This is a genomic window from Vibrio paracholerae (assembly GCF_037672085.1).
Classification (GTDB): Bacteria; Pseudomonadota; Gammaproteobacteria; order Enterobacterales; family Vibrionaceae; genus Vibrio; species Vibrio cholerae.
This window is the reverse complement of the sequence record NZ_JBBHLM010000002.1, coordinates 2,462,167-2,489,015: the sequence shown is the minus strand read 5'-3', so window position 1 is coordinate 2,489,015 and position 26,849 is coordinate 2,462,167. Positions and strand designations below refer to the sequence as shown.

The window sequence follows — 26,849 nt, the reverse complement described above, 5'->3', positions numbered from 1 at the left end:
GCATGTTTATGAGCACGGATGAGGTGCGCCGCGCGTTCCTCTCATTCTTTGAAAGCAAAGGTCACCAAATTGTAGAAAGTTCTTCTCTGGTGCCTGCTAACGATCCGACCCTGCTGTTTACCAACGCAGGGATGAACCAATTTAAAGACTGTTTCTTGGGCTTGGAAAAGCGTGCCTACACTCGCGCCACGACCGCTCAACGTTGTGTCCGCGCGGGCGGTAAGCACAACGACCTAGAAAACGTCGGTTTCACTGCACGTCACCACACTTTCTTCGAAATGCTGGGTAATTTCAGTTTCGGTGACTATTTCAAAGAAGATGCGATCCAGTATGCATGGGAGTTTCTGACTGACGTTCTGCAACTGCCGAAAGAGCGCTTGTTAGTCACGGTTTATGAAACCGATGATGAAGCCTTTGATATTTGGAATAAAAAAGTCGGCATTCCTGCTGATCGCATTATTCGTATCGGCGATAAAAAAGGTGGCAAGAAGTTCGATTCTGACAACTTCTGGCAGATGGGTGACACTGGTCCTTGCGGCCCATGTACCGAAATCTTCTATGACCACGGCGAGCACATTTGGGGCGGACCTCCGGGTTCACCTGAAGAAGACGGTGATCGCTTCATCGAAATTTGGAACAACGTTTTCATGCAGTTCAACCGTCATGCGGATGGCACGATGGAGCCGCTACCTAAGCCGTCTGTGGATACGGGCATGGGTATCGAGCGTATCTCGGCGATCATGCAAGGCGTGCACTCCAACTACGAAATCGACGTATTCCAAACGCTGATCAAAGCAGCCGCAGACGCAATTGGTTACCAAGATCTGACTAATCAGTCTCTGCGCGTTGTCGCGGATCACATCCGTTCATGTGCCTTTTTGATTGTGGATGGCGTGATGCCGTCTAACGAAGGTCGTGGTTATGTACTGCGTCGTATCATTCGTCGTGCCGTTCGTCATGGCAATAAGCTCGGTGCGCAAGGTGCATTCTTCCACAAGTTGGTGGGACCATTGGCGGAAGTGATGGGTACTGCAGGCGTTGAGCTGAAAAAGCAGCAAGCTCTGGTTGAAAAAGTGCTACGTATCGAAGAAGAAAACTTTGGACGTACGCTGGATCGCGGCATGAGCATTCTGAATGACGCGCTGGATCAACTATCAGGCCAAGTGCTGGATGGTGAAACCGTCTTCAAACTCTACGACACCTATGGTTTCCCTGCGGATTTAACCAATGATGTGGCGCGTGAGCGTGGCTTTAGCATTGATGAAGCGGGTTTTGAACAAGCGATGGAAGAGCAGCGTCAACGCGCTCGTGAAGCTGGTCAATTTGGTACGGATTATAATTCGCTGATCAAATCCGCCACCAATACCGAATTCTGCGGTTACACGGCGAGTCGTGGCCAAAGTGTGGTACGCGAAATGTTCGTGGAGGGCGCGGAAGTTTCTGCGCTGTCAGCCGGTGATAAAGCCATCATCGTACTAGACAACACGCCATTCTACGCAGAATCAGGTGGTCAATGTGGCGATACTGGCGTTTTGAAAACCGACGCAGGTATTTTCCATGTTGAAGATACCCAAAAATTAGGTAACGCGATTGCGCATCACGGTGTGCTCGCTCAAGGCGTATTGGCAACAGGCGATCAGGTGGATGCCATCGTTGATGAAAAGCGCCGTGCGGCAATTTCGCTGAACCACTCGGCGACTCACTTGTTGCATGCAGCACTACGAAAAGTGCTGGGTGAACACGTGGCACAGAAAGGCTCTCTAGTGCGTGCGGAAACCCTGCGTTTTGACTTCTCTCACCTTGAAGCGATGACGCCCGCTGAGATCAAAGAAGTGGAGCGTTTGGTGAACCAAGAGATCCGCCACAATCACCACATCGAAACCAACATCATGAATATTGATGAAGCGAAAGCGAAAGGTGCGATGGCGCTGTTTGGTGAGAAATATGATGACCAAGTGCGCGTACTGTCGATGGGCGACTTCTCAACTGAGCTGTGTGGTGGTATCCACGCAAGCAACACAGGCGATATTGGCCTGTTCAAAATCATCTCTGAAGGTGGTATTGCTGCGGGTATTCGCCGTATTGAAGCGGTGACTGGTGAAGGCGCATTAGATTACCTCGACGCACAGCAAGCACAGCATGATGCCAAAGTGTCTGAAATGGCGGTAAAAGCCAAACTGCTGGAGAAAGAGATCCAACAGTTGAAAGATAAGCTGGCGGCGAAAGAGAGCGCGGGTCTTATTAACCAAGTTAAGCAGATCGCTGGTGTTAACGTATTGGTTGCGCAGCTCAACGGTGCAGACAACAAAGCGCTACGTGGCATGGTAGATGATCTCAAAAACCAATTAAGCAGCGGCATCATCATGCTGGGTAATGTGGCTGAAGGCAAAGTTGGCCTGATTGCTGGCGTAACTAACGATTTGACCAATAAAGTCAAAGCGGGTGAGCTGGTCAACATGGTCGCACTACAAGTCGGTGGTAAGGGTGGTGGCCGCCCTGACATGGCTCAAGCTGGAGGGACAGATGCTCACGCTCTGCCATCGGCCTTAGAGTCTGTCGACGCTTGGATTGCCGAGCGTCTATAACAGTGATAAATAGATTACGCTCAATCAATATTTGTTGATTGAGCGTAATTTTATCTGGTCTACCAAGTGGTTTAATTGGCGCAAATATATACCCTTCCTACTTGAAGCTGAAGCGGTGTTGGCTACGTTCGTTCACCCCAATCACATAGTGTATCTATGCTCATGGGGATGAACTCACTTGCCGCCTACCTGCAACTCTAAGTAGTTTGGGTATAGACTAAGCCAATTAGCCGCTTGGTTTTATTTTGGTAACGATCAAACCTTGTTCGACATGTAAGTTAAACAAGTTTGATCCCGATGAGACTTTGGTCTTGGGAAGGTGAATACTGGTGAAAAAGCCCCTTATCGTGCAAAAGTTCGGCGGAACTTCGGTGGGTTCAATAGAAAGAATGCAAACCGTAGCCGAACACATCATTAAGGCGAAGAATGATGGCAATCAAGTTGTCGTAGTAGTCTCTGCCATGGCAGGGGAAACCAATCGACTGGTGGGTTTAGCTCAGCAAGTAGATAGCGTACCAAACGCTAGAGAACTTGATGTTTTGCTCTCTGCTGGTGAGCAGGTGTCAATGGCCTTAGTGGCAATGACACTGCACAAAATGGGCTATGCCGCCCGCTCACTAACCGGAGCTCAAGCGAATATTGTGACGGACAATCAACACAATGACGCGACGATTAAACATATTGATACTCGAACGATTACCGAGCTTCTAGAACAAGATTTTATTGTGATAGTTGCGGGTTTTCAGGGCATTAATGAAAATGGGGATATCACTACGTTAGGCCGTGGTGGCTCAGACACCAGTGCTGTAGCATTGGCTGGAGCACTGAATGCCGACGAATGCCAAATATTCACTGATGTCGATGGGATATACACTTGTGATCCACGCATTGTACCAAGTGCTCGTAAGCTGGATGTGATTGATTTTCCTTCCATGGAAGAGATGGCACGCAAAGGCGCAAAAGTGTTGCACCTACCGTGCGTGCAGTACGCTTGGAAGCATGCTGTACCACTCAGAGTGCTCTCTACCTTTGAAGTAAACCAAGGCAGTTTAATTAAAGGCAGTGCCGCAACTCACGCAGTATGTGGTATTGCTATTCAACGAGACATGACCCTGATAAGAGTGGAGAGTGAATCTTTCCCAAGTATCATCAAGCAGTGCCAAATGCTCGGCATTGACGTCTGCACAACCATTGAAGAGCCTACCAATAGTGCATTTGTGATTAAACGCGATGCTTATGCCAAGCTACAATTAGTCGGCGCAGAGAAAATTCGTGGTTCAGAGCCCGTGAGCCTCATCACCAAGGTTGGTTTACAAGCTGGGGCATTAGTTACTCATGCACGTCAGACCTTAGCGCAACATGGTATCGATGTGCGTTATGTCTCGGCCTCGGAACAATCATCTATGCTAATGTTAGACCCTGCAAATGTGGATCGTGCGGCAAATATTTTGCACGAGACCTATGTGACGACGGAAATCCCTCAAGAGTTTGGTCTAAAACAAACCTTTTTAGGTTAAACGGGCACCATTGAGAGTTTACGTTGTCATAACTTTTGATGGATAATAGTGTGGTTGCAAGAAAATACAGAGATTACTCAAGGAGCTAAGAATGCTTATTTTGACTCGCCGTGTTGGCGAAACCCTGATGATCGGTGACGAAGTGACCGTGACAGTATTAGGTGTAAAAGGTAACCAAGTCCGTATCGGTGTGAACGCACCGAAAGAAGTGTCTGTGCACCGTGAAGAAATCTACATGCGCATTCAAGCTGAAAAAGGTAATGGTGGCGTTGCGTCTGGCAACTACTAATTATCGAAGAAAGGTCGGCCGTTAACGCCGACCTTTTTGTTTATCCCCGTGTTTTTATTTAGAAAGTGCAAATTCTCAGCGCTTTGGTTAATTTGCCAACGGTTGAGTTGTTTTGCTGAGTTTTCACCAAGAAAGTGTTTGACATATTTTTGGTAAATCGTAATATGTGCCTCCGCAAGACGGTGAGGTGGCCGAGAGGCTGAAGGCGCTCCCCTGCTAAGGGAGTATACGGTTTATAGCCGTATCGAGGGTTCGAATCCCTCCTTCACCGCCATTTCTTGCAATGCTTATTTCGATAAGCCACAGCGCGTCCGTAGCTCAGCTGGATAGAGTACCTGGCTACGAACCAGGCGGTCAGAGGTTCGAATCCTCTCGGACGCGCCATATTCTTCTGGAATATGAAAGTGGTGAGGTGGCCGAGAGGCTGAAGGCGCTCCCCTGCTAAGGGAGTATACGGTTTATAGCCGTATCGAGGGTTCGAATCCCTCCCTCACCGCCATTTATTGGCCTATGGTCAATTTTTTTGTTCTAGAAGAAAGTATTTGTGATACAGTTCACAACCTGCGCGCTCGTAGCTCAGCTGGATAGAGTACCTGGCTACGAACCAGGCGGTCAGAGGTTCGAATCCTCTCGAGCGCGCCACTATTTAAAGCTCCTGAATATTCGGGAGTCGATTGTGAAAACAATCAAAGCCTGCGCGTCCGTAGCTCAGCTGGATAGAGTACCTGGCTACGAACCAGGCGGTCAGAGGTTCGAATCCTCTCGGACGCGCCACTTTTATCTCGTTAAGAGAGAAAGGTAATACCCTAATACTGAGATATCGGTATTAAATCATTAAACATTGCGCGCTCGTAGCTCAGCTGGATAGAGTACCTGGCTACGAACCAGGCGGTCAGAGGTTCGAATCCTCTCGAGCGCGCCACTATTTAAAGCTCCTGAATGTTCGGGAGTCGATTGTGAAAACAATCAAAGCCTGCGCGTCCGTAGCTCAGCTGGATAGAGTACCTGGCTACGAACCAGGCGGTCAGAGGTTCGAATCCTCTCGGACGCGCCACTTTTATCTCGTTAAGAGAGAATGGTAATACCCTGATACTGGATTTTTCATTATCAAATCATTAAACATTGCGCGCTCGTAGCTCAGCTGGATAGAGTACCTGGCTACGAACCAGGCGGTCAGAGGTTCGAATCCTCTCGAGCGCGCCATATTAGAAGCCCTGCATGATAATGCAGGGCTTTTTTACATTTCAGGATCGATTTATTTACTATTTTTTCAAAACTTATTGTTTTGTGAAGGATATTCCCCGCGATATTAACTTCATCGCAGTATTTGCCCCTCTTTCGCGCTAAGTTAACTTTAGTCGGTCAAAAAGCAGCCTCTTGGTTTTGCTCTTTCATTGGTTTCAGCCTCAGTTGATGAGTTATTGTTCCAGTTTGTGCCAGAGCTAAAAGAGTGCTTGTAACCAAATTGACAATTATTGTTCAGTCGAGATAATCCCACTTCTTCTGTGCGAAGCATGAAAATGTTTGCACTCAGAAGAGGGTCAGGATGACACGCAAAGGAAGCAAAATGACACATATTGGAAGTCTATTATTGGATGCCGCCACTCTGATGGTCACCGGAATGTTTGTGGTATTCCTATTTCTTACTCTTCTCGTTTATCTCGTTCAGTTTATGTCTCGTGTGATACCGCAAGAGGTACCCGAGGCTGCTGCAACGCCCAAGAAAAGTCAAAAAGTTCAACCAGTCACTGATTCCGTTAGTCCACAAGTCGTGGCGGCAATCGCTGCGGCTGTGCATCAGCACCGCAGTGCGACAGCGAAACAGTAGTCTGGATTACAAGGATTAAAAGGAGTTAATGAGCATGTCTAAACCATTAGCCATCACCGATGTCGTCCTACGTGACGCCCACCAATCACTCTTTGCTACGCGTATGCGTATTGAAGATATGCTGCCGATCGCGGCTGAGTTGGATAAAATCGGTTACTGGTCGTTGGAAACTTGGGGGGGGGCGACGTTTGATGCTTGCATCCGTTTCCTGGGTGAAGATCCATGGGAACGTCTGCACGTTTTGAAAAAAGCGATGCCGAATACCCCAATGCAGATGTTACTGCGCGGTCAAAACTTACTCGGTTATCGTCATTACGCGGATGATGTCGTCGAGAAATTTGTCGAGCGTGCCCATGCCAATGGCATGGATGTTTTTCGTATTTTTGATGCGATGAATGATGTACGCAATTTTGAAAAAGCGGTAAAAGCGACTCTTGATGTAGGTGCCCATGCGCAAGGTACGCTCTCTTACACGACGAGCCCTGTGCACAATACGCAGACTTGGGTGGATTTAGCAAAACGTCTTGAAGATCTCGGCTGCCACTCTTTGTGTATCAAAGACATGTCGGGTCTACTCAAACCTTATGAGGCCGAAGAGTTAATCACGCGTATTAAGCAGTCTTGCGCGGTGCCTTTGGCGCTGCATTGTCACGCGACAACGGGTTTATCTACAGCTACGGCAGTCAAAGCAGTGGAAGCGGGGATTGATATTCTTGATACCGCGATTTCCTCAATGAGCCAGACTTATGGTCATACGCCGACGGAAACCGTGGTCGCGATGCTGCAGGATACGCCGCGTGATACACAACTCAAATTGGATCAACTTGAACCGATCGCCGCGTATTTCCGTGAGGTTCGTAAAAAATACGCCAAGTTTGAAGGTCAGTTAAAAGGTGTTGATTCACGCATTCTGATTGCGCAGGTGCCCGGCGGCATGCTGACTAATATGGAAAGCCAGTTGAAAGAGCAAGGTGCGGCGCATCGCATCGATGAGGTATTGGAAGAGATCCCTCGCGTTCGTCAGGATCTTGGGTTTATTCCTTTAGTGACTCCTACCTCGCAGATTGTCGGCACTCAAGCGGTGATCAACGTGTTAACCGGTGAGCGCTATAAGAGCATTACCAAAGAAACCGCGGGCGTCCTTAAAGGTGAATACGGTGCAACGCCTGCTAGCGTGAATGCTGAGCTGCAAACGCGCGTATTAGAAGGTGGGCAAGCGATTACTTGTCGCCCCGCAGATCTGCTGCAAGATGAACTGGACCATCTCACTAAAGAGCTGCTTGAAAAAGCGCAAGTAGAAAATATCACCTTAGCGGATGCACAGGTAGACGATGTTCTGACTTATGCACTGTTCCCACAAGTTGGCCTGAAATTTCTGAAAAATCGCCATAATCCAGAGGCGTTTGAACCTGCGCCCGGCAAAGAGCCCGCTCAGGTGGCTACCGCCCCTGCGACTACCAAACCTGCAGCGGGTATAGAGAGTTACAGTGTGAAAGTGGACGGCGTGGTGTATGACGTTGAAGTGGGTCCACAAGGTCAATTGACCTCAGTGGTACCCGCTGGCCAAAAAGCAGCACCAAAACCGACTGTTGTAACAACCATTCAAGGTGCTGAAGCGGTTGCCGCCCCTTTGGCGGGGACCATTTTTAAAATCCAAGTTGAACAAGGTGATGAAGTTGCAGAAGGCGATGTGCTTATCGTGTTGGAAGCGATGAAGATGGAAACTGAAATTCGTGCAGCGCGCAATGGTGTGATTCAGGAACTGCATGTCAAAGAAGGCGACAGCGTTCGCGTTGGCGCATCACTGCTGAGCTTGGCATAAGGGAAGATCATGGACGGATTAATCACCTTATGGCAAGAGACGGGCATTGCCAATTTTGAATTAGGCCAGATCATCATGATCATAGTGGGCTGTACGCTACTTTTTTTAGCCATCAGCAAAGGATTTGAGCCACTACTGCTGTTACCAATTGGCTTTGGAGCTGTATTAGCCAATATTCCTAATGCAGGTTTCACTGAGCCTGGTGGCCTACTGTACTATGTTTACTACCTTGGTATTGAATCGGGAATATTTCCGTTGCTGATCTTCATGGGCGTCGGAGCGATGACTGATTTTGGTGCGTTGATAGCAAATCCGAAAACCTTGTGGTTAGGAGCAGCAGCGCAGTTTGGCATCTTTGCTACTCTGTTCGGTGCTATCTTACTCAATTGGATTCCGGGTATTGATTTTACTATGGCGGATGCGGCTTCGATTGCGATTATTGGCGGAGCTGATGGTCCTACGGCGATTTTTCTGGCTAGTAAGTTATCGCCCGATTTATTGGGGGCTATTGCTGTTGCTGCTTATAGCTATATGGCTTTGGTGCCAATCATTCAGCCTCCGATCATGAAAGCGCTAACCACACCAGAAGAGCGCCAAATTAAGATGGCCCAACTACGCCATGTTGGAAAAACTGAGAAAATCGTCTTTCCTCTGCTGGTATTGTTGATGACTATTCTATTTTTGCCTGCTGCTACACCTCTAGTCGGCATGTTCTGTTTGGGCAATTTGATGCGTGAAGCGGGTGTGGTTGATCGTTTATCTAAAACGGCGCAAAACGAGCTGATCAATATAGTGACCATTTTCTTGGGACTAGGCGTTGGCTCTAAGCTACAAGCTGATACCTTTCTAAATGCCAATACGTTGGGAATTTTAGCCTTAGGTGCAGTGGCCTTTAGTCTTGGTACTGCCGGTGGGGTTATGATGGCGAAGATGCTCAATAAATTTTCGAAAGAGGATATCAACCCATTGATTGGCGCTGCGGGTGTTTCTGCGGTACCTATGGCGGCGCGAGTCGTCAATAAAGTGGGTCTAGAGGCCAACCCGCAAAACTTTTTGTTGATGCATGCCATGGGGCCAAATGTGGCTGGCGTTTTAGGTTCTGCTGTTGCGGCGGGTGTACTGTTGGCTCTAGTGGGTTAATCATAAGCTGGTTGCACTTTGTGCAAAATAGCGATGCAAAGTTAACGACTTAAAAGAAATTGGTATATATTCAAAGGGATGCTTCGGCATCCCTTTTTATTCGCGCGATAGGGATAGTGGAAATGGAAAACAAACGAATCGTCATTACCCAATTTGGTACACCGGATGTGTTGGCTATGCAAAGTGCGCCAATTCCAACCCCCAAAGCGGGTGAAGTATTAGTGAAAGTTGCTTTCGCGAGTGTTAACCCTATCGATGTGAAAACCCGGGCGGGTTTAGGATGGGCGGCAGCACAAAATAAAGACAAACTGCCGTGGATACCCGGTTACGATATCTCAGGACGAATCATCGCCGTTGGAGAAGAGGTAACTCGTCTTAAAGAGCGGGATAATGTGGCGGGATTTATTGGTTTTCCATTGCGCGGTGGTGGTTACAGTCAGTATGTTTGTGTGCCTGAGCAGGAATTGAGTCTGGTTCCTGATGCGGTAACGTTAGAAGCTGCCGCCGCACTGCCTTTGGCTGGGCAAACCGCCGCGCAAGCCTTGAGTAAAGCACAGGTTCAAGAAGGTGAACGTGTGTTAATTCTTGCGGGGGCGGGGGGCGTTGGGCATATTGCAGTGCAAATTGCACTGGCCGCTAAAGCAGAAGTGTTTACCACTTGCAGTGAAGCGAATCTAGACTATCTGGCCACGCTTGGCGCTCATGCGATCAATTACCAATTTGCGCCCGTCTCTCAGCGTTTAGAAGAGGTGGATGTGTTAATCGATCTGGTGGGGGGAGAGGCGGCGTTGGATGCGCTTAAATGCCTAAAAGATAACGCTCGCGTCATTACTGTACCGACGTTAACCGCCGAGCTTATCTGCGAAAAAGCCAAGCTACTCGGTTTTGAAGCTACGGGCATGTTGGTAGATCCGAATCCAGAGCAGCTCGATACCATGCTGTATATGGTCAGTGTCGGGCTACTGAAAATCGAAATTCAGCACATCTATTCACTGTTAGACGCCGCGCAAGCGCATGAGCAGATTGAATCCGGACACACGCGAGGCAAGTTGCTTCTTGATATGAAATGCTAGAGTGGTGGAATGACTCTTCTGCGCTACTCATTGCTCTCTTTGCTGAATCGCCGCTGAGTTTACTGTTCTGGAGTGGTTTTCTCAGTGCAACATTATTACCGGGCGGCTCTGAAGCTGCGTTGTTGGCGAGTTTATCGCTCGCTCAACATCCGGTTTGGCTCATCGTAGCGGTATCAACGGCCGGGAACACTTTAGGTGGCATGACCAACTACGCGTTAGGTTTATGGCTGCCACATCGAACTGATTCACAAAAACAAGGTCATAAAGCCAAGCTCTGGTTGCAACGTTACGGTTATTGGGCGTTGCTTGGGAGTTGGTTGCCGATTATTGGTGACCCACTCTGTTTAGCGGCAGGTTGGCTACGTTTAAAAGTATTCCCTGCATTTTTGATGATTTTGATTGGCAAGGCGCTGCGTTATTCATTGCTTGCTGCGCTGTATTACGGTTTGTTTTAAGGAGATGTGATGAGAAAAGTCGCGTTGTTTGGATTTTCTCTTTTGTTATTAGCGGGATGCAGTAGTTCTGACTCATCGTTGCCGCTGTTTTCTTCTTTGCCGAAAGGCGTCACCTTGGTCGAAGAGGTGAAAGCCGAACCGGGTAAAGTCATGATCCCGTACTCGAAGTATCGTTTGGAAAATGGACTGACCGTGATCCTTTCACCGGATGACTCCGACCCCTTGGTGCATGTTGATGTGACCTATCACGTGGGTTCCGCTCGTGAGGAGATTGGTAAATCGGGCTTTGCTCATTTCTTTGAGCACATGATGTTCCAAGGCTCTAAACATGTCGGCGATCAGCAGCATTTTCGTTTGATCACTGAAGCGGGCGGCTCGCTCAATGGCACCACCAACCGCGACCGTACCAACTATTTTGAAACGGTTCCTGCCAATCAATTAGAAAAAATGTTGTGGCTTGAGGCGGATCGAATGGGCTTTTTGCTCGATGCGGTTTCGCAGCGCAAGTTTGAGATCCAGCGTGATACCGTGAAAAATGAGCGCGCTCAGAATTATGACAACCGCCCTTATGGCTTGATGTGGGAAAAAATGGGTGAGGCACTTTATCCCGAAGGGCACCCTTATTCTTGGCAAACGATTGGTTATGTCAGCGATTTAGACCGGGTTGATGTCAATGATTTAAAAGCCTTTTTCCTACGTTGGTATGGCCCAAATAACGCGGTGTTAACCATAGGTGGCGATCTGGATGTTAAACAAACCTTAGCTTGGGTTCAAAAATACTTTGGCTCGATCACGAAAGGCCCAGAAGTGGTCGATGCACCGAAGCAGCCAGCAAGGTTGAGTGAAGATCGTTTTATTACGTTGGAAGATCGTGTGCAGCAACCGATGCTGCTCATAGGGTGGCCAACGCAATATCTGGGCGCAGAGGATCAAGTCGCACTGGATGCTCTAGCCAGTGCCCTAGGCAGTGGCAACAACAGCCTGCTCTATCAAGAGCTAGTAAAAACTCAAAAGGCGGTTGATGCGGGCGCATTCCAAGACTGTGCTGAGCTCGCCTGTACCTTTTATGTGTATGCCATGGCTCCCTCGGGAGCCAAAGGTAAGCTTGCTCCACTGTATCAAGAAACCCTGCAAGTGCTGGAAAAGTTTAAGCTGCAGGGCGTCTCTGCTTCGCGTCTAGAACAGATCATCGGCTCAGAAGAGGCCAGTGCTGTATTTGCGCTAGAGAGTGTCAAAGGCAAAGTCAGCCAATTGGCGGCCAATCAAACCTTCTTTGACCAGCCAGATCGCATTGAAAGTCAGCTAGAGAAAATCCGCGCAGTGACACCAGAGTCGGTGCAGCAGGTGTTCACTCGCTATCTGGATGGCCAGCCGAAAGTGACACTTAGTGTAGTGGCAAAAGGCAAAACGGACTTTGCGGTACGTCCGGCAACCTTTATCACTCCTGAACGTCAACTGCCGGAATATCAAAAAATTGGTGATGAGCAGCTTGCCTATCGCGAAGTCAAAGATAGCTTTGATCGCTCGCAGATGCCGCAAGTGGCACAAGCGGTTCAGCCACGTTTACCTAAACTGTACGATGTCTATTTTGACAACGGCGTACAACTGCTTGGCACGCAAACTCGTGAAACACCGACAGTACTGATTGAAATTCAATTACCTGCGGGCGAGCGTCAAGTCGCGATGGGGAAAGAAGGCTTGGCTAACTTAACCGCCAGCCTGCTGCAAGAAGGCAGCCAAAACCGTAGCGCCGAAGCCATTCAAGCGCAACTGGATAAACTCGGCTCAAGCATTCAAGTCGTGGCGGGAGCCTATTCAACCAGCATTGTGGTATCGAGTTTGAAGAAAAACTTGCCGGAGACGTTGCAAATCACCCAAGAGATGCTGCTCAAACCTGCTTTCAAACAGAGTGATTTTGCACGTTTACAGCAGCAAATGTTGCAAGGGGTGGTTTACCAACACCAGCAACCGAGCTGGTTAGCATCGCAAGCCACCCGCCAAGTATTATGGGGGGAGAGTTTGTTTGCCCGCTCCGGTGATGGTACGCAAGCTTCTATCTCTGCCTTGACCTTGAAGGATGTGAAGCAATTCTACCGTCAACATTACACCCCGCATGGCGCGCAAATTGCGGTAGTGGGGGATATCAGTGCGCGAGAAATTCGTCAGCAGTTGCAGTTTATTGCCGATTGGAAAGGCGAAGCGGCCCCGCTGATTAACCCACAAGTGGTGCCAACGTTAACTAAGCAGAAAATCTATTTAGTGGATAAGCCGGGAGCGCCGCAAAGTATCATCCGTATGGTGCGTAAAGGGCTTCCCTTTGATGCCACGGGTGAGTTGTACTTAACTCAATTGGCGAATTTTAACTTAGCAGGTAACTTCAATAGCCGGATAAACCAAAATCTGCGTGAAGACAAAGGGTATACCTACGGCGCAGGAAGTTATTTTGCCAGTAACCGTGAGATTGGGGCCATTGTATTTAACGCTCCAGTACGTGCGGATGTGACCGTTGAAGCGATTCAAGAAATGATCAAAGAGATGCATCATTTCAGCCAAGCGGGGATGAGCGAGGAAGAGATGAAATTTTTACGTCTCGCTGTCGGTCAACAAGATGCGCTGATGTATGAAACACCCGCGCAGAAAGCTCAACTTGTCTCCAGTATTCTGACGTACAGTTTAGATCGTGATTATCTACAGCAACGTAATGAGATAGTGAAAAGCGTTGATCGCTCAACACTCAATGAACTGGCGGCCAAATGGTTCAATCCTGAGGATTACCAAATTATTGTGGTGGGCGATGCCAAGCGACTCAAGCCGCAGTTGGAAAAGTTAGGCATTCCGCTAGAAGAGCTTGAAATCATCCGTTAGAGTACACATTTAATAGTGGGGCGGATTGCGCCCCAAACTCGCTATGCTGCTTAAGCACCACGCTTAACAGGCGGCGTGCGACTGGAACCACCTACATAAGCGAAGCGTATTTTGAGTAAATTTGCCGAGCGACTACAAACAGTTGCAAACAAACCAGAAGTATTTCAAAAGTTTAGCCGTGGATTGGAGCGCGAATCGCTGCGTTACACGCCGGAAGGTGCTCTCACGCAAACGCCACACCCGAAAGCACTGGGAGCGGCATTAACTCACCGTTGGATCACCACAGATTTTGCGGAGTCCCTGCTGGAGTTCATCACCCCTGTCTCGCATGAAGTCGATACTCTGCTGGCGCAGATGTCGGATATTCACCATTTCGCGCAGACCAAGCTGGGCGATGAAAAACTTTGGCCTCTCTCCATGCCTTGCTACGTCGGCAGTGAAGAGGGGATAGTGCTGGCACAATACGGTTCGTCGAACACTGGAAAAATGAAAACCTTGTACCGTGAAGGGCTCAAGCGTCGTTATGGCAGCCTGATGCAGATTATTTCCGGAGTACATTTCAATTTTTCATTCCCAGAAAGCTTCTGGGATGCCTTGTTTGGTGAGCAAGAAGAGTCGGCTCGTCAAACGAGTAAATCCGCGGCCTATTTTGGCGTCATTCGTAATTACTACCGTTTTGGTTGGTTGATCCCGTATCTGTTTGGCGCTTCCCCCGCTCTCTGCTCGTCTTTTTTACAAGGTCGCAAAACCGATCTGCCGTTCGAGTCCATTGGTAAAACCTTGTATCTGCCTTATGCCACCTCGCTGCGTCTAAGCGATTTGGGCTACACCAACAGCGCGCAAAGTGTGCTGCAAATTGGTTTCAATAGCATAGAGCAGTATCTGCAAGGGTTAAATGAAGCGATCCGCACCCCCTCAGCCGAGTTTGCCAAACTGGGTGTGAAAGTAGAGGGAGAATATCGCCAGCTCAATAGCAACGTACTGCAAATTGAAAATGAGCTGTATGCGCCGATTCGTCCAAAACGTGTGACACAAAGTGGTGAGCGACCTTCGCAAGCCCTAGCGCGTGCTGGGGTGGAATATATTGAAGTGCGCTCGCTCGATGTGAACCCATTTAGCCCGATTGGAATTAATGAAGATCAGGTTCGTTTTCTCGACCTATTCTTAGCATGGACAGCGCTGTCAGATTCTGATCCAATGGATGGCTGTGAACTGGCTTGTTGGCGTGACAACTGGCGTAAAGTAGTACTGGCAGGTCGCAAACCGGGCTTAGAACTGCAAATTGGCTGCCATGGTGAAGTGTTGACTTTACAGGCCTGGGCGAAACGTGTGTTTGCCGATCTACGTGTGATCGCTAAAACTATGGATGCCGCTCTCGGTGGTGATGCCTACCAAGCGGTGTGTGCCAAACTAGAGACTTGGATAGAAAATCCTGAGCTGACGCTCTCGGCACAAATCCTAGCAGAAATTAAACAGCACAGCGGCTTAGGTAAAACAGGCTGCGCGTTAGGTAATGAGTATCGAGCGGCTAATTTACAGCACCAATACCAGTTCTACTCACAAGATGAGATGGAGCAGGAAGTGCGCCGCTCGATTCAAGCGCAAGCCGACATTGAAGCGAAAGAGACGCTCAATTTTGATGCTTACCTAACGCAATATTTTGCCTATACCCTTCCTGCTTGAAGCTGCAGCGGTGTTGGCTACGTTCGTTCACCCCAATCACATAGTTTGCCTATGCTCATGGGGATTATGAGAGCCATCCTTGGCTCTCACCAAAGGCAGCCGATGGCTGTGCAAATTTGTTCCAGACAAATTTGTCACTTACTTGCCGCCTACCTGCAGCTCCAAGTCGTTTGGGTATACTGACAGGCGGCGAGTTAATTTAGTTTTAGTGGTGCGCAGTAAGCGAGCCAGAAAGGGAGAAAGGAAATGCCATTATTAGACAGTTTTACCGTCGATCATACCCGTATGAATGCACCGGCGGTGCGTGTTGCGAAAACCATGCAAACCCCAAAAGGGGATACGATTACCGTATTTGATTTGCGTTTTACTATGCCAAACAAAGATATCTTGTCTGAGCGCGGTATCCATACTCTAGAGCATCTCTACGCGGGCTTTATGCGTAATCACCTCAACGGCAGCCAAGTGGAGATCATCGATATTTCACCAATGGGTTGCCGTACTGGTTTCTATATGAGCTTGATTGGTGCGCCGACAGAGCAGCAAGTGGCACAAGCATGGCTAGCCGCAATGCAAGATGTGTTGAAAGTAGAAAGCCAAGAGCAAATTCCTGAGCTGAATGAGTACCAGTGCGGCACTGCGGCGATGCACTCGCTCGAAGAAGCCAAAACGATTGCGAAAAACGTGATTGCGGCAGGGATCTCGGTTAACCGTAACGATGAGTTGGCGCTACCTGAATCTATGCTCAATGAGCTGAAGGTTCACTAAGTCGGTTCTGTGCACGTTAAAAATGCAAAAGCCCGAATTTGAGTTCGGGCTTTTTTGTGTTGGTATGTTTTACACTAAGCTAGCTTTATTTTTCTTTGGGTAGACTTTGACTAGCTTAATACGGTTCTCTTCCAGTTCAAGGATCTCCATTTTATGCTGTGCCACTTTCACACTCAGGTTGCTCGCTGGGATCTCTTCAAGGTGCTCTAAAATCAAACCGTTTAAGGTTCGTGGTCCATCTGTGGGCAGCTTCCACTTCAGGCTCTTATTAATATCACGAATATTGGCACTGCCTTCAATCAAGAAACTGCCATCACCTTGCGGAGCAATCTCATCGGCCAAACTTGGAGACATGGACGTGGTAAATTCACCGACAATTTCCTCCAAAATATCTTCGAGCGTGGTTAAACCAATGATCTCGCCATATTCATCGACGATAAGGCCAATGCGCTCTTTATTGCGTTGAAACTTGAGAAGCTGAACGTTAAGCGGTGTGCCTTCAGGGATAAAGTAAATCTCATCGGCTGCGCGTAGCAGCATTTCTTTATTAAAGTCATTCTTCTCAAGCATAAAGCGAGAAGCTTCACGCAAACGCAAAATACCGACCACTTCGTCAATCTTGTCACGGTACAACACGATTCGCCCGTGTGGTGAGTGGACTAACTGACGCACGATCGATTTCCAATCATCATTGATATTAATACCGGTTATCTCATTACGCGGGATCATGATGTCGTTGACGGTAACGTTTTCTAAATCGAGGATCGACAGCAGCATATCTTGGTGACGACGGGGGATGAGTCCTCCCGCTTCATTCACCACAGTACGTAACTCTTCTGAGCTTAAATGATCGCCTTTGCCATGTTTCGGCGAGATGCCGAGAATGCGGATCAAACCATTGGTCATTAAGTTAACGAACAGCACCAAAGGTGAAAGCAGCTTCATCAAAATCGTCAGTAACACGCTGCTGGCGTAAGAGACTCGCTCTGGGTACAGCGCGGCTAGAGTTTTAGGCGTGACTTCTGCAAACACTAGAATCACTAAAGTTAAGGCTCCCGTGGCAATCGCGACACCTAAATCGCCATACAGGCGCATACCGATAATGGTGGCAATCGCAGAGGCGAGGATATTGACGAGGTTGTTACCAATCAGGATTAAGCCAATCAAACGATCTGGACGATCCAGTAGCTTCTCAACTCGTTTAGCACCTTTATGGCCGCTGTTGGCCAAATGCTTTAAACGGTAACGGTTGAGAGCCATCATGCCGGTTTCAGAGCCGGAGAAATAGGCGGAAATAATGATGAGACACGCGAGTAGCGCAAATAAGATACCCGTTGATATGTCGTCCAAAACGCGAATTTTCCTTATGACAGAGTTCTAATTAAAGGCTGAATGTATTGCGAGTGTCAAATGACAGCTCGATGAATCTTATTCAGCGCAGAATGATTTCACGTACAAAACGGCTACCGAAGTAAGCCAAGGTGAGTAACGTGGCGCCCGCGATAGCAAACCAAGTGACCTTTTTGCCGCGCCAGCCCTTACGGTAATGACCCCAGAGCAAAATAGAATACACAATCCATGCTAAGAACGAGAGGATGCCTTTATGAGCTTTGCCTTGAGCAAACATATCTTGCACAAAGATAAAACCAGTCAATAAGGTGCCCGTGAGCAGTAAGTTACCAATCAAAATGATCTTAAATAATTGACGCTCAACCAGCAGCAGAGGCGGTAAATTAGGATTAATAGAGAAGACTTTTTTACTTTTCAGCTTATGGTCGAGCCAAGCAAGCTGCAGCGCATACAAGGCACCGATGCTCAATGTTGAATAAGAGAATAGCGCTAAAGAGATGTGCAGCAGCAGTTTGGGATCACTTTCCAAATGGGTAATAAAAGTTCCCGGTAAGAATGTGGCTGCAGAAAGGTTAATGGCAGAAAAACTGTAGGCAACAGGCAGCAAAAACCAGAGGCGAGTTTTGAACATGGCTAAGCTCATCGCTAAAGAGATGATGAAGCTAATCAAGGAAGCCACATTAAGGATACTGAGGTTTTGCCCACTGCTGTGTAGGATCAAATCACTCAGTAACCAGCCATGAAACAGCAGTGCAATCGCTGCACTGATAAACACGGTTTTTGCTCGGATCCCGGTTTGATTGACCAGCCCGGGTACGATGGTCGCAATCGACAAGAGATATAACATCGCCGCGGCAATCGCGATTAAGTTGTCCATACCTGCCACATAGATAAGGGTTAAGTGGGCGAATTATACCTTGCTCTGTGCTAATGGGCTACTTTGTATCACCTTCGTTTTTGAGAGGTTAGAGCACAAAATATGGCTCAAAATGATATTCGTGAATGTGAGCATTGGGTAACGGGTATTCCTGACCGATTGTCTAAGGTATACTCACGCCAATTTATCGCCGCTTAGCGAAGAGAAAAAAGATGTTTGAGAATTTAACCGATCGATTGTCCAAAACGCTGAAGAATATCAGCGGCAAAGGTCGTCTTACTGAAGACAACATTAAAGAGACCCTGCGCGAAGTGCGCATGGCACTGTTAGAAGCGGACGTTGCGCTACCTGTCGTTCGTGATTTCGTCAACCGCGTTAAAGAAGGCGCGGTGGGGGTCGAAGTTTCCAAATCTCTGACTCCGGGTCAAGAGTTCATCAAAATCGTCCGCCAGCAACTTGAAGCGGTGATGGGCGAATCCAACGAAGCTTTGAATCTTGCTGCTCAGCCACCTGCGGTTATTTTGATGGCCGGTTTGCAAGGTGCGGGTAAAACCACCTCAGTGGGTAAGCTTTCTAAGCTTTTAAAAGAGCGTGATAAGAAGAAAGTGTTGGTGGTTTCCGCTGACGTGTATCGCCCTGCGGCGATCAAACAGCTCGAAACCCTAGCCAACGATTTAGGTGTTGATTTCTTCCCATCATCACCGGATCAAAAACCGATCGATATCGCGAATGCTGCGATTGATCACGCCAAGAAGAAATTCTACGACGTATTGATTGTCGATACCGCTGGTCGTTTAGCGATTGACGAACAGATGATGGCAGAGATTCAAGACCTGCATAAAGCGATCAATCCGGTTGAAACGCTGTTCGTGGTCGATGCCATGACGGGTCAAGATGCAGCCAATACCGCGAAAGCGTTTGGTGATGCATTGCCACTGACCGGGGTGATCCTGACCAAGGTCGATGGTGATGCGCGTGGTGGTGCGGCACTCTCGGTGCGTCATATCACAGGCAAACCGATCAAATTTATCGGTGTCGGTGAAAAAACCGATGCCTTAGAGCCATTCCATCCAGATCGTATCGCTTCACGCATTCTTGGTATGGGTGATGTACTGTCACTGATTGAAGATCTGCAGCGCAACGTTGACCAAGAGAAAGCCGAAAAACTCGCGAAAAAATTCAAAGAGAAGAAAGGCTTTGATTTAGAAGATTTTCGTGAGCAATTAGGTCAGATGAAAAACATGGGCGGCATGATGGGGATGCTCGATAAACTGCCCGGAATGTCTCAACTGCCTGCGGATATGAAAGACAAAGTGGATGATCGCGTTTTCAAACAGATGGAAGCCATCATCAACTCAATGACCATGAAAGAGCGTCAAAACCCAGACCTCATCAAAGGCTCACGCAAAAAACGGATTGCTGCAGGTTCAGGTACCCAAGTGCAAGACGTAAACCGCCTGCTCAAGCAATTTACCCAGATGCAGAAGATGATGAAAAAAATGCAACAAGGTGGCATGAAAGGCATGATGCGTAACATGCAAGGCCTGATGGGCGGCGGTGGCCGTGGTGGTTTCGGCGGCGGTTTCTTCGGTCGTTAATTCACTCGCACGCAACCGCTTGAGTGTTCAGTGAACTTTCCAATTTGTTAACTGAATCACGGTAATTTGTAGCGCTTTAAGCTGGCGAAAAAGTAGCTAAACCCCTTGCAAAGCCTCGGAATAAGAGTAAAATCCCGAGGCTTTATTTTGGCACGAGACCCTAAACTGATTTTGTGAATTTTTTGCAAAGTGGTTTTCGGGGTTAATTTTATTTTTGAAAAGCAAAGAGGACGACATGGTAACCATTCGTTTGGCACGTCACGGCGCGAAAAAGCGTCCATTCTATCAAATCGTTGTAGCTGACAGCCGCAACTCAGCAACTGGCCGTTTCATCGAGAAAGTAGGTTTCTTTAACCCTACTGCTACTGGTCAAGAAGAAGGCCTGCGTCTAGACCTAGATCGCGTGAACCACTGGGTTTCACAAGGCGCATCTCTGTCTGATCGCGTAGCACAGCTAGTTAAAACCGCTCAAAAAGCGGCTTAATTATTACTGTTAAGTAGTAACTAGTTTATGTCGATGAAAGGTAAACAAACAATGAGCAAGCAAGACGAAAGATTGGTTGTGGGAAAACTAGGTTCTTCTTACGGCATTCGTGGCTGGCTTAAAGTTTTTTCCTACACAGACAATCCAGAAAGTATTTTCGATTACAGTCCTTGGTTCATTGAACAAAAGGGCGAGTGGGTTGAATACAAAGTAGAAGGCTGGAAACGCCACAACAAAGGTTGGGTGGTAAAACTTCAAGGACTTGATATCCGCGAAGATGCAAACCTGCTGACTAACTTTGAAATTGCTATTGACCCCGCATCACTACCTGAATTGTCAGAAGATGAGTTCTACTGGCGTGAATTGTTTGGAATGCAAGTGGTGACCACTAACGGCTACGACCTTGGTGTTGTAACTGATATGATGGAAACCGGCTCCAACGATGTTCTCGTGGTGAAAGCGAATCTGAAAGATGCTTTCGGCCAAAAGGAACGGTTAATACCGTTTCTTGAAGAGCAAGTGATCAAAGTTGTTGATCGCCAAGCTCAACGGATCGAAGTTGACTGGGATCCTGCGTTTTAACTCAAAAATCGAATAAGCGAGGAAACATGTGGGTTGGCATTGTTAGCCTATTTCCTGAAATGTTCCGCAGCGTTACCGATTTTGGAGTAACAGGTCAGGCGGTTAAAAAAGGGTTGTTGTCAGTTGAAGCTTGGAATCCTCGTGATTTCGCTCATGACAAACGTCGCACCGTCGATGATAAACCCTACGGTGGCGGTCCCGGCATGTTGATGATGGTGCAACCTTTGCGCGATGCCATCCATGCTGCGAAACAAGCGTCACCGGGTAAGACGAAAGTGATTTATCTCTCTCCGCAAGGTCGAAAACTCGATCAACAAGGTGTGGAAGAGCTGGCGCAAAACCAGAATCTGATTCTGATTTGCGGTCGCTATGAAGGGGTAGATGAACGCATTATTGAATCTGAAGTTGACGAAGAATGGTCAATTGGTGATTTCGTAATGACGGGTGGGGAACTCCCAGCCATGACGTTGATTGATTCTGTCTCGCGGTTCATTCCGGGAGTATTAGGGGATTTCGCGTCAGCAGAAGAAGATTCTTTTGCCAATGGTTTGTTGGATTGTCCTCACTACACACGTCCCGAGGTATTGGACGGAAAAGAGGTGCCAGCGGTACTGAAATCCGGCAATCACGAGGACATTCGTCGTTGGCGACTCAAGCAGTCGCTTGGCCGTACCTGGCTTAGAAGACCGGAGCTCCTGGAAAACCTAGCTCTGACTGACGAACAGGAACAATTACTGACCGAGTACATTAAAGAGACTCGCCATCAGTAACCTATTAAATTTAGTATCAGTTTATTCTAGGAATTTAGACAATGAGTAACATCATCAAGGCTCTAGAACAAGAGCAAATGAAACAAGACCTGCCTCAATTTGCACCAGGCGACACTGTTGTGGTTCAAGTTAAGGTAAAAGAAGGTGACCGTGAGCGTCTACAGGCTTTTGAAGGCATCGTAATCGCAATCCGTAACCGTGGTCTGCACTCAGCATTCACCGTTCGTAAAATCTCTAACGGCGAAGGTGTTGAGCGTACGTTCCAAACTCACTCTCCAGTAGTTGATAGCATTGAAGTTAAACGTCGCGGTGCAGTACGTCGTGCCAAACTGTACTACCTGCGTGACCTATCTGGTAAAGCTGCTCGTATCAAAGAGAAGCTGGCTAAGAAGTAATGCTAGAACTCTCGTTCTCGTAGTAAAAAGCGGAGCCCTCGGGCTCCGCTTTTTTGTGTTCTATTTTTAAGGTCGAGGTTAATCTCTTCGATAAGTGGAATCTTTCAGAATCACTCGCGTTTAATCACGAGTGTCCTCTCCAATAGTGACAGGGAGTATTATCTCTTCACCCTTACGCAGCAGGGTAAAATCCACCACAGTACCGGGGCGAAGATCGGTGACGGTATCCGTGACATTCTGGCGACCATTAATTTTTTTACCGTCGATTTTCAGCAAAATATCTTGCTCTAGGAAGCCTGCTCGGGCTGCGGGTCCATTCGGGTCAACCCCTAAAATAATGATCCCGCCGACATGCTCATTCCCCAGCAAACGTGACGTCATCGAGTTAATATCTTGACCGTCGACGCCGATATAACCGCGGATCACGCGGCCATCAGCAATAATTTTGGTCATGATTTTACTGGCCAAAGAGTAGGGGATGGCAAACGAGATACCGTAAGTTTCGAGATCGGTGGCTTGTTGAAAAGAGGCGGTATTGATGCCGACCAGTTCACCTTGGGTATTAACCAATGCGCCACCTGAGTTGCCGTCATTGATTGCGGCATCAGTTTGAATAAAGGCTTGACGACCATCAGCACTGATAGATGAGCGCCCGGTAGCTGAGATAATTCCAAAAGTCGTGGTTTGCCCCAAGTTGTATGGGTTACCAATCGCCAATACCACATCCCCGACTTTAGGTTGGTAATTTGGATTGAGTGGAATCACCGGTAAACCTGTACCTTCAACTCGCAGTATGGCGATGTCGGTACGGCGATCTTTCCCCACCAATTGTGCCGCTGCTGCTCGCCCATCTTGTAGAGCAACGACAATTTGATCGGCCTGCGCGACGACGTGGTAGTTGGTGATGATGTAGCCTTTTTCGCTGACAATGACACCGGATCCTAAACCTTGAATCGACAGTTTACGGCGATCATTTTCGCTGTATTTACGGTTATAAATATTGACGACGGCAGGGGCGGCTTTGCGCACCGCTTCATTAAATGAGATTTGTAGAGCGCCGAGGTTGCGTGGTTGTTCGACAACGGGCATTAATTTGGCGCGTAGTGAGGGTGTCACCATAATAATGGCAATCGCAGCCAACAACCCAAGGCTGATTGAGCGAACCCAAAATTTCAGCATAGTTTCCCCAACTCAATATTGACTAAATTCCTCACTGCGAGTGGGCAAGAATAACACTGGAAAGGCATTTCGCCAAAGTTGCATCTGTAGCTTATGAATAAGTTTTTGTGCAAGTTTGGGGATTTTTGAGGGAAAGAAAGCGTTACCGCTCAGTAAGCGGTAACGCTGAGTGATAATTAACGAACAACCAAGTAAAGCGTTCTCTCTCCACGTTGGATATTCAATGCCAAAATATTCGGTGATTTTTCCATAATCGCACGCAACTCGGCGATATTTTTCACCCGCTTACGATTCACGCCAATGATAATGTCGTCTTTTTGTAGCTGGTAAGATTCAGCGGCAGAGCCTTTTTGAACCTCAGTAACCTTAACGCCCTGAATAGGATCGCTGTCAGTGGTGTTGCTTAACTCCGCGCCGCTCAAACCTTGATGCAGTGATTCTGCTTTGGTCTTGGCATTTTGCTGCTCCCCAAGCGTTACATCAATATTTTGATTCTTACCATCACGCAGCACTCCAAGAGTAATGGTTTTTCCTGCGCCTAGGGTCGCGACTTTCGCGCGTAGCTCAGAGAAGGTATCGATTTTTTTACCATTCAGCGACGTAATGATGTCACCCGCTTTGATGCCCGCTTTGTCCGCTGCACTGTCAGGAACCACTTGGCTCACAAAAGCACCTTTTGAGGATTCATAGCCGAGCGCATCAGCCAGTTCGGAAGTGATTTCACCGCCTTGTACACCAAGCATGCCGCGTTTCACTTCACCAAACTCAAGAATTTGATCGGTCAGATTTTTCATCATATTGGATGGGATGGCAAAACCTATACCTACGTTGCCACCGTTTGGACCAAGGATCGCAGTGTTGATACCGATGAGTTCACCATTAAGGTTAACCAGAGCACCCCCTGAGTTTCCGCTGTTGATGGCGGCATCGGTCTGGATGAAGTTTTCAAAATTTTCGATATTCAAACCACTACGCCCTAACGCTGAGACAATGCCAGAGGTCACAGTTTGCCCTAAGCCAAATGGGTTACCGATGGCCACTGCAAAATCACCGACTCGCAGTTTATCGGAGTCTGCGATACGGATCTCAGTGAGGTTTTTCGCTTTGTTTAGCTTGAGCAAGGCGACATCAGACATCTCATCACCACCGACAAGTTCTGCATCAAACTCGCGACCGTCATAAAGCTTGACGCGAATTTTTTCAGCACCATTAATGACATGGTAGTTGGTGACGACATAACCTTTATCCGCGTTAATGATGACCCCAGAACCTAAGCCACGGAAAGGCCGCTCTTGGAGTTGTTCGGTCGGAAAATCCGGTCCGAAGAAAAAACGAAACTGATCCGGCAGACGCTGTCTTGAAACTTGAGTTCCTTCCACAGCAATGCTCACCACTGCGGGTGTGACCTTTTCAAGCATGGGGGCGAGGCTAGGGATCTGCTCTCCATTGACTGAGAGAGGAAGCGCTGCAGTTGCAGGCAAAGGCGAGAGAATCGCGCTCAAACTAAGAGACAGAGCAGTTAAAACAAGTAAAGGTTTTTTCATCATAGGCTCCTCAACAAATTAACGTCCGGTTGAAGTAGAAAATATGTCCATTTCAAGAAACTTCAACTGACAGTCTGCGAGTTATGACTCAAAAACCTTTACAAAGTTCACCGTAAAGTAGTGGGAATCGATTAGCTGGCTTTGGCGTTAAGCAAATCCGCTGAGCGAATGATCGCTTTTTCTTCACCGCGCAAAAGGCCTGTGGCACCCAATGCGTAATCTTTAGGTGGTTGTTCGAGCTCTTCTGGCTGTTTGCTCTCTTCTTTTTGCTGAGCCAATTTACTGAATGGGTTGTCTTGCTCAGGTAAATTGGGGATCAAATCGGTGGCGGTTTTCGCCATGTGTTGATATAGCTTAGTGTAATCTTTTCCTAGGGTGTCGAGCATTTCTGCTGTCTGCGCAAAATGATCAGACAGTTCTTGGCGCTGTTGCTCTATGGTGAATTTTGCGCTCTCAAGTTCTTTTTGCAGGTTCTTCTGCGTCTTATATTGGGGGGTAGTCAAACGAGCAATCAGCATCCCGACAGCAATCCCCACTAGCAATCCAGCAATGGCATAGATCCAAGGCATAACAGCTCCTTATTGTTGTTATTTAACATGTTTTTTACCCATTGGTTACACATGTACGGGGGACATGTTACTATGAGACCCAAGTTGGATAAAGCAAAATGCACGTCAGCTATTTTGCGTTTATGGCTCTCCTTGTAACTGTAGTAGACCAAGATGACTCCGAAGCAGCGATACGAAAAAGATTTACAACGCACTGATTTTTATAGTGATGAAGCGCAGGCACGTGCCGTCGATGCCTTAGATAATTTGTATCACCAATGGCTAAATTACCTCAATCAGCCAGTGGTACGACCTTCTGTGTGGCAAAAGCTGTTCGGTAAGAAGCCAACAGTGACGCAACCGCCACAAGGTCTGTATATGTGGGGAGGCGTCGGACGCGGTAAAACCTATCTTATGGATACTTTTTTTGAAGCCTTGCCGACAGAAAAGAAGCTTAGGGTTCATTTTCATCGCTTTATGTATCGGGTGCACGATGAATTGCGCACTTTATCAGACGTCAGTGACCCACTTGAAATTGTGGCCGATCGCTTTTGTGCTGAGGCAAAGATTATCTGTTTTGATGAGTTTTTTGTCTCGGATATTACCGATGCGATGATCCTTGGAACTCTGTTCGAGGCTTTATTTAGACGCGGGATCGTATTGGTAGCCACTTCGAATATTGCACCTAAGGATTTGTACAGCAATGGGTTACAGCGAGCCAGATTCCTACCTGCAATTGCGTTGGTGGAAACGCATTGTCAGATCCTAAATGTAGATAGTGGTGTCGATTATCGTTTGAGAACCTTACAGCAAGCGGAAATTTATCATTACCCTTTAGATAGCAAAGCGACCGATAACCTACAGCGTTATTTCCAGCAGTTGATAAGCTCAGAGCAGACTCCAGAGACGCAAATTGACGTTAACCATCGAATGATTACGGTTGAAGCGGCTGGCGATGGAGTACTGTATGCGACCTTTGCTCAGTTATGCCAAACGGCACGTAGCCAAAATGACTATATTGAGCTGTCGAAAATTTATCACACCGTGCTGCTGGCAGATGTCAAACAGATGAACAAAAGTAGCGATGATGCCGCGAGGCGCTTTATTGCGCTGGTGGATGAGTTTTATGAGCGACATGTAAAGTTAATTATTTCTGCTGAAGTGCCCCTTACCGATCTGTATACCGATGGTTTGTTAGAATTTGAATTTAAACGCTGCCAATCACGCTTAATTGAAATGCAAAGTCATGATTACTTAGCGAAGGAGCACTTGGGCTGAGCACAAAATGGCTTCCCCAGTAAGGCGTGGATTTTTTTTCTCTTTTCATGCAAAAAAAGGTGATTTTTTCTGCGCCCTTCTCTATAATCCTGCGACCCACCGTTACTGCAGGTCCTTTGTGGCCGAGAGTGCCACCCACTCGAAGGGGTGATGACTGGGCTCTTAGACAGTGGGAGCGAAAGCTCCTTGAAGTGTAAATTTAAATTAACGGGTTATTATTAG

22 protein-coding genes and 8 tRNA genes are annotated in these 26,849 nt (G+C 47.7%); 25 read left to right on the top strand and 5 right to left on the bottom strand.

The annotated features are described in order from the left end of the window. Positions 1-2 precede the first annotated feature (2 nt). The 19 genes from alaS (at position 3) to luxS (ending at position 16,022) form a co-directional block, all read left to right on the top strand. The gene (gene alaS / locus R4537_RS16385; protein ID WP_071179104.1) at positions 3-2,585 is read left to right on the top strand and encodes an alanine--tRNA ligase; all 2,583 of its coding nucleotides are present in this window, start codon (positions 3-5) and stop codon (positions 2,583-2,585) included. A 329-nt stretch (positions 2,586-2,914) separates the two neighbouring features. Next, positions 2,915-4,102 (top strand): aspartate kinase, encoded by a 1,188-nt coding sequence (locus tag R4537_RS16380; RefSeq protein WP_071179105.1) that lies wholly within the window; start codon positions 2,915-2,917, stop codon positions 4,100-4,102. A 91-nt stretch (positions 4,103-4,193) separates the two neighbouring features. After that, positions 4,194-4,391: a carbon storage regulator CsrA gene (csrA, locus tag R4537_RS16375; RefSeq protein WP_000906485.1), complete on the top strand. Its 198-nt coding sequence runs from the start codon at positions 4,194-4,196 to the stop codon at positions 4,389-4,391. Between the two features lie 181 nt (positions 4,392-4,572). Next, positions 4,573-4,665: transfer RNA gene (locus tag R4537_RS16370), tRNA-Ser, on the top strand. 33 nt (positions 4,666-4,698) lie between these two features. Further along, positions 4,699-4,775: transfer RNA gene (locus tag R4537_RS16365), tRNA-Arg, on the top strand. 22 nt (positions 4,776-4,797) lie between these two features. Continuing rightward, positions 4,798-4,890, top strand: a tRNA-Ser gene (locus tag R4537_RS16360). A gap of 66 nt (positions 4,891-4,956) precedes the next feature. Further along, a tRNA-Arg gene (locus R4537_RS16355) sits at positions 4,957-5,033 on the top strand. 55 nt (positions 5,034-5,088) lie between these two features. Beyond that, a tRNA-Arg gene (locus tag R4537_RS16350) sits at positions 5,089-5,165 on the top strand. 71 nt (positions 5,166-5,236) lie between these two features. Next, a tRNA-Arg gene (locus tag R4537_RS16345) sits at positions 5,237-5,313 on the top strand. 55 nt (positions 5,314-5,368) lie between these two features. Then, positions 5,369-5,445: transfer RNA gene (locus tag R4537_RS16340), tRNA-Arg, on the top strand. A gap of 72 nt (positions 5,446-5,517) precedes the next feature. Beyond that, positions 5,518-5,594: transfer RNA gene (locus tag R4537_RS16335), tRNA-Arg, on the top strand. Positions 5,595-5,958: 364 nt separating this feature from the next. After that, a complete protein-coding gene (locus tag R4537_RS16330; protein WP_071179671.1) occupies positions 5,959-6,219 on the top strand; it encodes an oxaloacetate decarboxylase subunit gamma in 261 nt (86 codons plus the stop codon). A 34-nt stretch (positions 6,220-6,253) separates the two neighbouring features. Next, positions 6,254-8,041, top strand: coding sequence for a sodium-extruding oxaloacetate decarboxylase subunit alpha (oadA, locus tag R4537_RS16325; RefSeq protein ID WP_071179672.1), 1,788 nt, complete (start codon positions 6,254-6,256; stop codon positions 8,039-8,041). Between the two features lie 9 nt (positions 8,042-8,050). Then, entirely contained in the window at positions 8,051-9,181 is a 1,131-nt protein-coding gene (locus tag R4537_RS16320) for a sodium ion-translocating decarboxylase subunit beta (protein WP_071179673.1), read from the top strand. A 122-nt stretch (positions 9,182-9,303) separates the two neighbouring features. Next, a complete protein-coding gene (locus R4537_RS16315; RefSeq protein WP_071179674.1) occupies positions 9,304-10,254 on the top strand; it encodes an NADP-dependent oxidoreductase in 951 nt (316 codons plus the stop codon). Continuing rightward, positions 10,248-10,709: a YqaA family protein gene (locus tag R4537_RS16310; RefSeq protein ID WP_071179675.1), complete on the top strand. Its 462-nt coding sequence runs from the start codon at positions 10,248-10,250 to the stop codon at positions 10,707-10,709. Before R4537_RS16315 ends, R4537_RS16310 begins: the two co-directional genes overlap by 7 nt. Positions 10,710-10,718: 9 nt before the next feature. Further along, positions 10,719-13,574 (top strand): M16 family metallopeptidase, encoded by a 2,856-nt coding sequence (locus tag R4537_RS16305; protein WP_071179676.1) that lies wholly within the window; start codon positions 10,719-10,721, stop codon positions 13,572-13,574. Positions 13,575-13,685: 111 nt separating this feature from the next. Next, on the top strand, positions 13,686-15,257 hold the full coding sequence (gene gshA, locus R4537_RS16300; RefSeq protein WP_071179677.1) for a glutamate--cysteine ligase: 1,572 nt from the start codon (positions 13,686-13,688) through the stop codon (positions 15,255-15,257). Positions 15,258-15,503: 246 nt separating this feature from the next. Continuing rightward, the gene (gene luxS, locus R4537_RS16295; RefSeq protein ID WP_002031051.1) at positions 15,504-16,022 is read left to right on the top strand and encodes an S-ribosylhomocysteine lyase; all 519 of its coding nucleotides are present in this window, start codon (positions 15,504-15,506) and stop codon (positions 16,020-16,022) included. 69 nt (positions 16,023-16,091) lie between these two features. On the opposite strand, the gene R4537_RS16290 is transcribed toward luxS, so the two are convergent. Beyond that, positions 16,092-17,372 (bottom strand): HlyC/CorC family transporter, encoded by a 1,281-nt coding sequence (locus R4537_RS16290; protein ID WP_000340993.1) that lies wholly within the window; start codon positions 17,370-17,372, stop codon positions 16,092-16,094. 82 nt (positions 17,373-17,454) lie between these two features. Next, positions 17,455-18,249 (bottom strand): cytochrome C assembly family protein, encoded by a 795-nt coding sequence (locus R4537_RS16285; RefSeq protein ID WP_000369277.1) that lies wholly within the window; start codon positions 18,247-18,249, stop codon positions 17,455-17,457. A 212-nt stretch (positions 18,250-18,461) separates the two neighbouring features. Here R4537_RS16285 and ffh point away from each other — a divergent pair, with 212 nt between their 5' ends. From ffh to rplS, 5 genes are all read left to right on the top strand, one after another. Further along, a complete protein-coding gene (gene ffh, locus R4537_RS16280; protein WP_000462725.1) occupies positions 18,462-19,847 on the top strand; it encodes a signal recognition particle protein in 1,386 nt (461 codons plus the stop codon). A gap of 235 nt (positions 19,848-20,082) precedes the next feature. Next, the gene (gene rpsP / locus R4537_RS16275; RefSeq protein ID WP_000256449.1) at positions 20,083-20,331 is read left to right on the top strand and encodes a 30S ribosomal protein S16; all 249 of its coding nucleotides are present in this window, start codon (positions 20,083-20,085) and stop codon (positions 20,329-20,331) included. A 27-nt stretch (positions 20,332-20,358) separates the two neighbouring features. Beyond that, the gene (gene rimM, locus R4537_RS16270) at positions 20,359-20,913 is read left to right on the top strand and encodes a ribosome maturation factor RimM (protein WP_002031055.1); all 555 of its coding nucleotides are present in this window, start codon (positions 20,359-20,361) and stop codon (positions 20,911-20,913) included. Between the two features lie 26 nt (positions 20,914-20,939). After that, the gene (gene trmD, locus R4537_RS16265; RefSeq protein ID WP_000270017.1) at positions 20,940-21,683 is read left to right on the top strand and encodes a tRNA (guanosine(37)-N1)-methyltransferase TrmD; all 744 of its coding nucleotides are present in this window, start codon (positions 20,940-20,942) and stop codon (positions 21,681-21,683) included. A 41-nt stretch (positions 21,684-21,724) separates the two neighbouring features. Further along, positions 21,725-22,078, top strand: coding sequence for a 50S ribosomal protein L19 (gene rplS, locus R4537_RS16260; RefSeq protein WP_000065250.1), 354 nt, complete (start codon positions 21,725-21,727; stop codon positions 22,076-22,078). A gap of 120 nt (positions 22,079-22,198) precedes the next feature. Here rplS and degS read toward each other — a convergent pair whose 3' ends face one another. From degS to zapG, 3 genes are all read right to left on the bottom strand, one after another. Next, positions 22,199-23,257 (bottom strand): outer membrane-stress sensor serine endopeptidase DegS, encoded by a 1,059-nt coding sequence (degS, locus tag R4537_RS16255; protein ID WP_071179678.1) that lies wholly within the window; start codon positions 23,255-23,257, stop codon positions 22,199-22,201. Positions 23,258-23,433: 176 nt separating this feature from the next. Then, a complete protein-coding gene (locus R4537_RS16250; RefSeq protein WP_000743130.1) occupies positions 23,434-24,801 on the bottom strand; it encodes a DegQ family serine endoprotease in 1,368 nt (455 codons plus the stop codon). Positions 24,802-24,932: 131 nt separating this feature from the next. After that, a complete protein-coding gene (gene zapG, locus R4537_RS16245) occupies positions 24,933-25,370 on the bottom strand; it encodes a Z-ring associated protein ZapG (RefSeq protein WP_001145861.1) in 438 nt (145 codons plus the stop codon). Positions 25,371-25,523: 153 nt separating this feature from the next. Here zapG and zapE point away from each other — a divergent pair, with 153 nt between their 5' ends. Next, positions 25,524-26,627: a cell division protein ZapE gene (zapE, locus tag R4537_RS16240; RefSeq protein ID WP_071179679.1), complete on the top strand. Its 1,104-nt coding sequence runs from the start codon at positions 25,524-25,526 to the stop codon at positions 26,625-26,627. Positions 26,628-26,849: the final 222 nt, after the last annotated feature.

What these genes read in the sequence shown, in the direction of transcription:
- alaS (WP_071179104.1), top strand. Translation starts at nt 3, where the DNA reads ATGTTTATGAGCACGGATGAGGTGCGCCGCGCGTTCCTCTCATTCTTT.
- csrA (WP_000906485.1), top strand. Translation starts at nt 4,194, where the DNA reads ATGCTTATTTTGACTCGCCGTGTTGGCGAAACCCTGATGATCGGTGAC.
- R4537_RS16330 (WP_071179671.1), top strand. Translation starts at nt 5,959, where the DNA reads ATGACACATATTGGAAGTCTATTATTGGATGCCGCCACTCTGATGGTC.
- oadA (WP_071179672.1), top strand. Translation starts at nt 6,254, where the DNA reads ATGTCTAAACCATTAGCCATCACCGATGTCGTCCTACGTGACGCCCAC.
- R4537_RS16320 (WP_071179673.1), top strand. Translation starts at nt 8,051, where the DNA reads ATGGACGGATTAATCACCTTATGGCAAGAGACGGGCATTGCCAATTTT.
- R4537_RS16315 (WP_071179674.1), top strand. Translation starts at nt 9,304, where the DNA reads ATGGAAAACAAACGAATCGTCATTACCCAATTTGGTACACCGGATGTG.
- R4537_RS16310 (WP_071179675.1), top strand. Translation starts at nt 10,248, where the DNA reads ATGCTAGAGTGGTGGAATGACTCTTCTGCGCTACTCATTGCTCTCTTT.
- R4537_RS16305 (WP_071179676.1), top strand. Translation starts at nt 10,719, where the DNA reads ATGAGAAAAGTCGCGTTGTTTGGATTTTCTCTTTTGTTATTAGCGGGA.
- luxS (WP_002031051.1), top strand. Translation starts at nt 15,504, where the DNA reads ATGCCATTATTAGACAGTTTTACCGTCGATCATACCCGTATGAATGCA.
- R4537_RS16285 (WP_000369277.1), bottom strand. Translation starts at nt 18,249, where the DNA reads ATGGACAACTTAATCGCGATTGCCGCGGCGATGTTATATCTCTTGTCG.
- ffh (WP_000462725.1), top strand. Translation starts at nt 18,462, where the DNA reads ATGTTTGAGAATTTAACCGATCGATTGTCCAAAACGCTGAAGAATATC.
- rpsP (WP_000256449.1), top strand. Translation starts at nt 20,083, where the DNA reads ATGGTAACCATTCGTTTGGCACGTCACGGCGCGAAAAAGCGTCCATTC.
- rimM (WP_002031055.1), top strand. Translation starts at nt 20,359, where the DNA reads ATGTCGATGAAAGGTAAACAAACAATGAGCAAGCAAGACGAAAGATTG.
- trmD (WP_000270017.1), top strand. Translation starts at nt 20,940, where the DNA reads ATGTGGGTTGGCATTGTTAGCCTATTTCCTGAAATGTTCCGCAGCGTT.
- rplS (WP_000065250.1), top strand. Translation starts at nt 21,725, where the DNA reads ATGAGTAACATCATCAAGGCTCTAGAACAAGAGCAAATGAAACAAGAC.
- degS (WP_071179678.1), bottom strand. Translation starts at nt 23,257, where the DNA reads ATGCTGAAATTTTGGGTTCGCTCAATCAGCCTTGGGTTGTTGGCTGCG.
- R4537_RS16250 (WP_000743130.1), bottom strand. Translation starts at nt 24,801, where the DNA reads ATGAAAAAACCTTTACTTGTTTTAACTGCTCTGTCTCTTAGTTTGAGC.
- zapG (WP_001145861.1), bottom strand. Translation starts at nt 25,370, where the DNA reads ATGCCTTGGATCTATGCCATTGCTGGATTGCTAGTGGGGATTGCTGTC.
- zapE (WP_071179679.1), top strand. Translation starts at nt 25,524, where the DNA reads ATGACTCCGAAGCAGCGATACGAAAAAGATTTACAACGCACTGATTTT.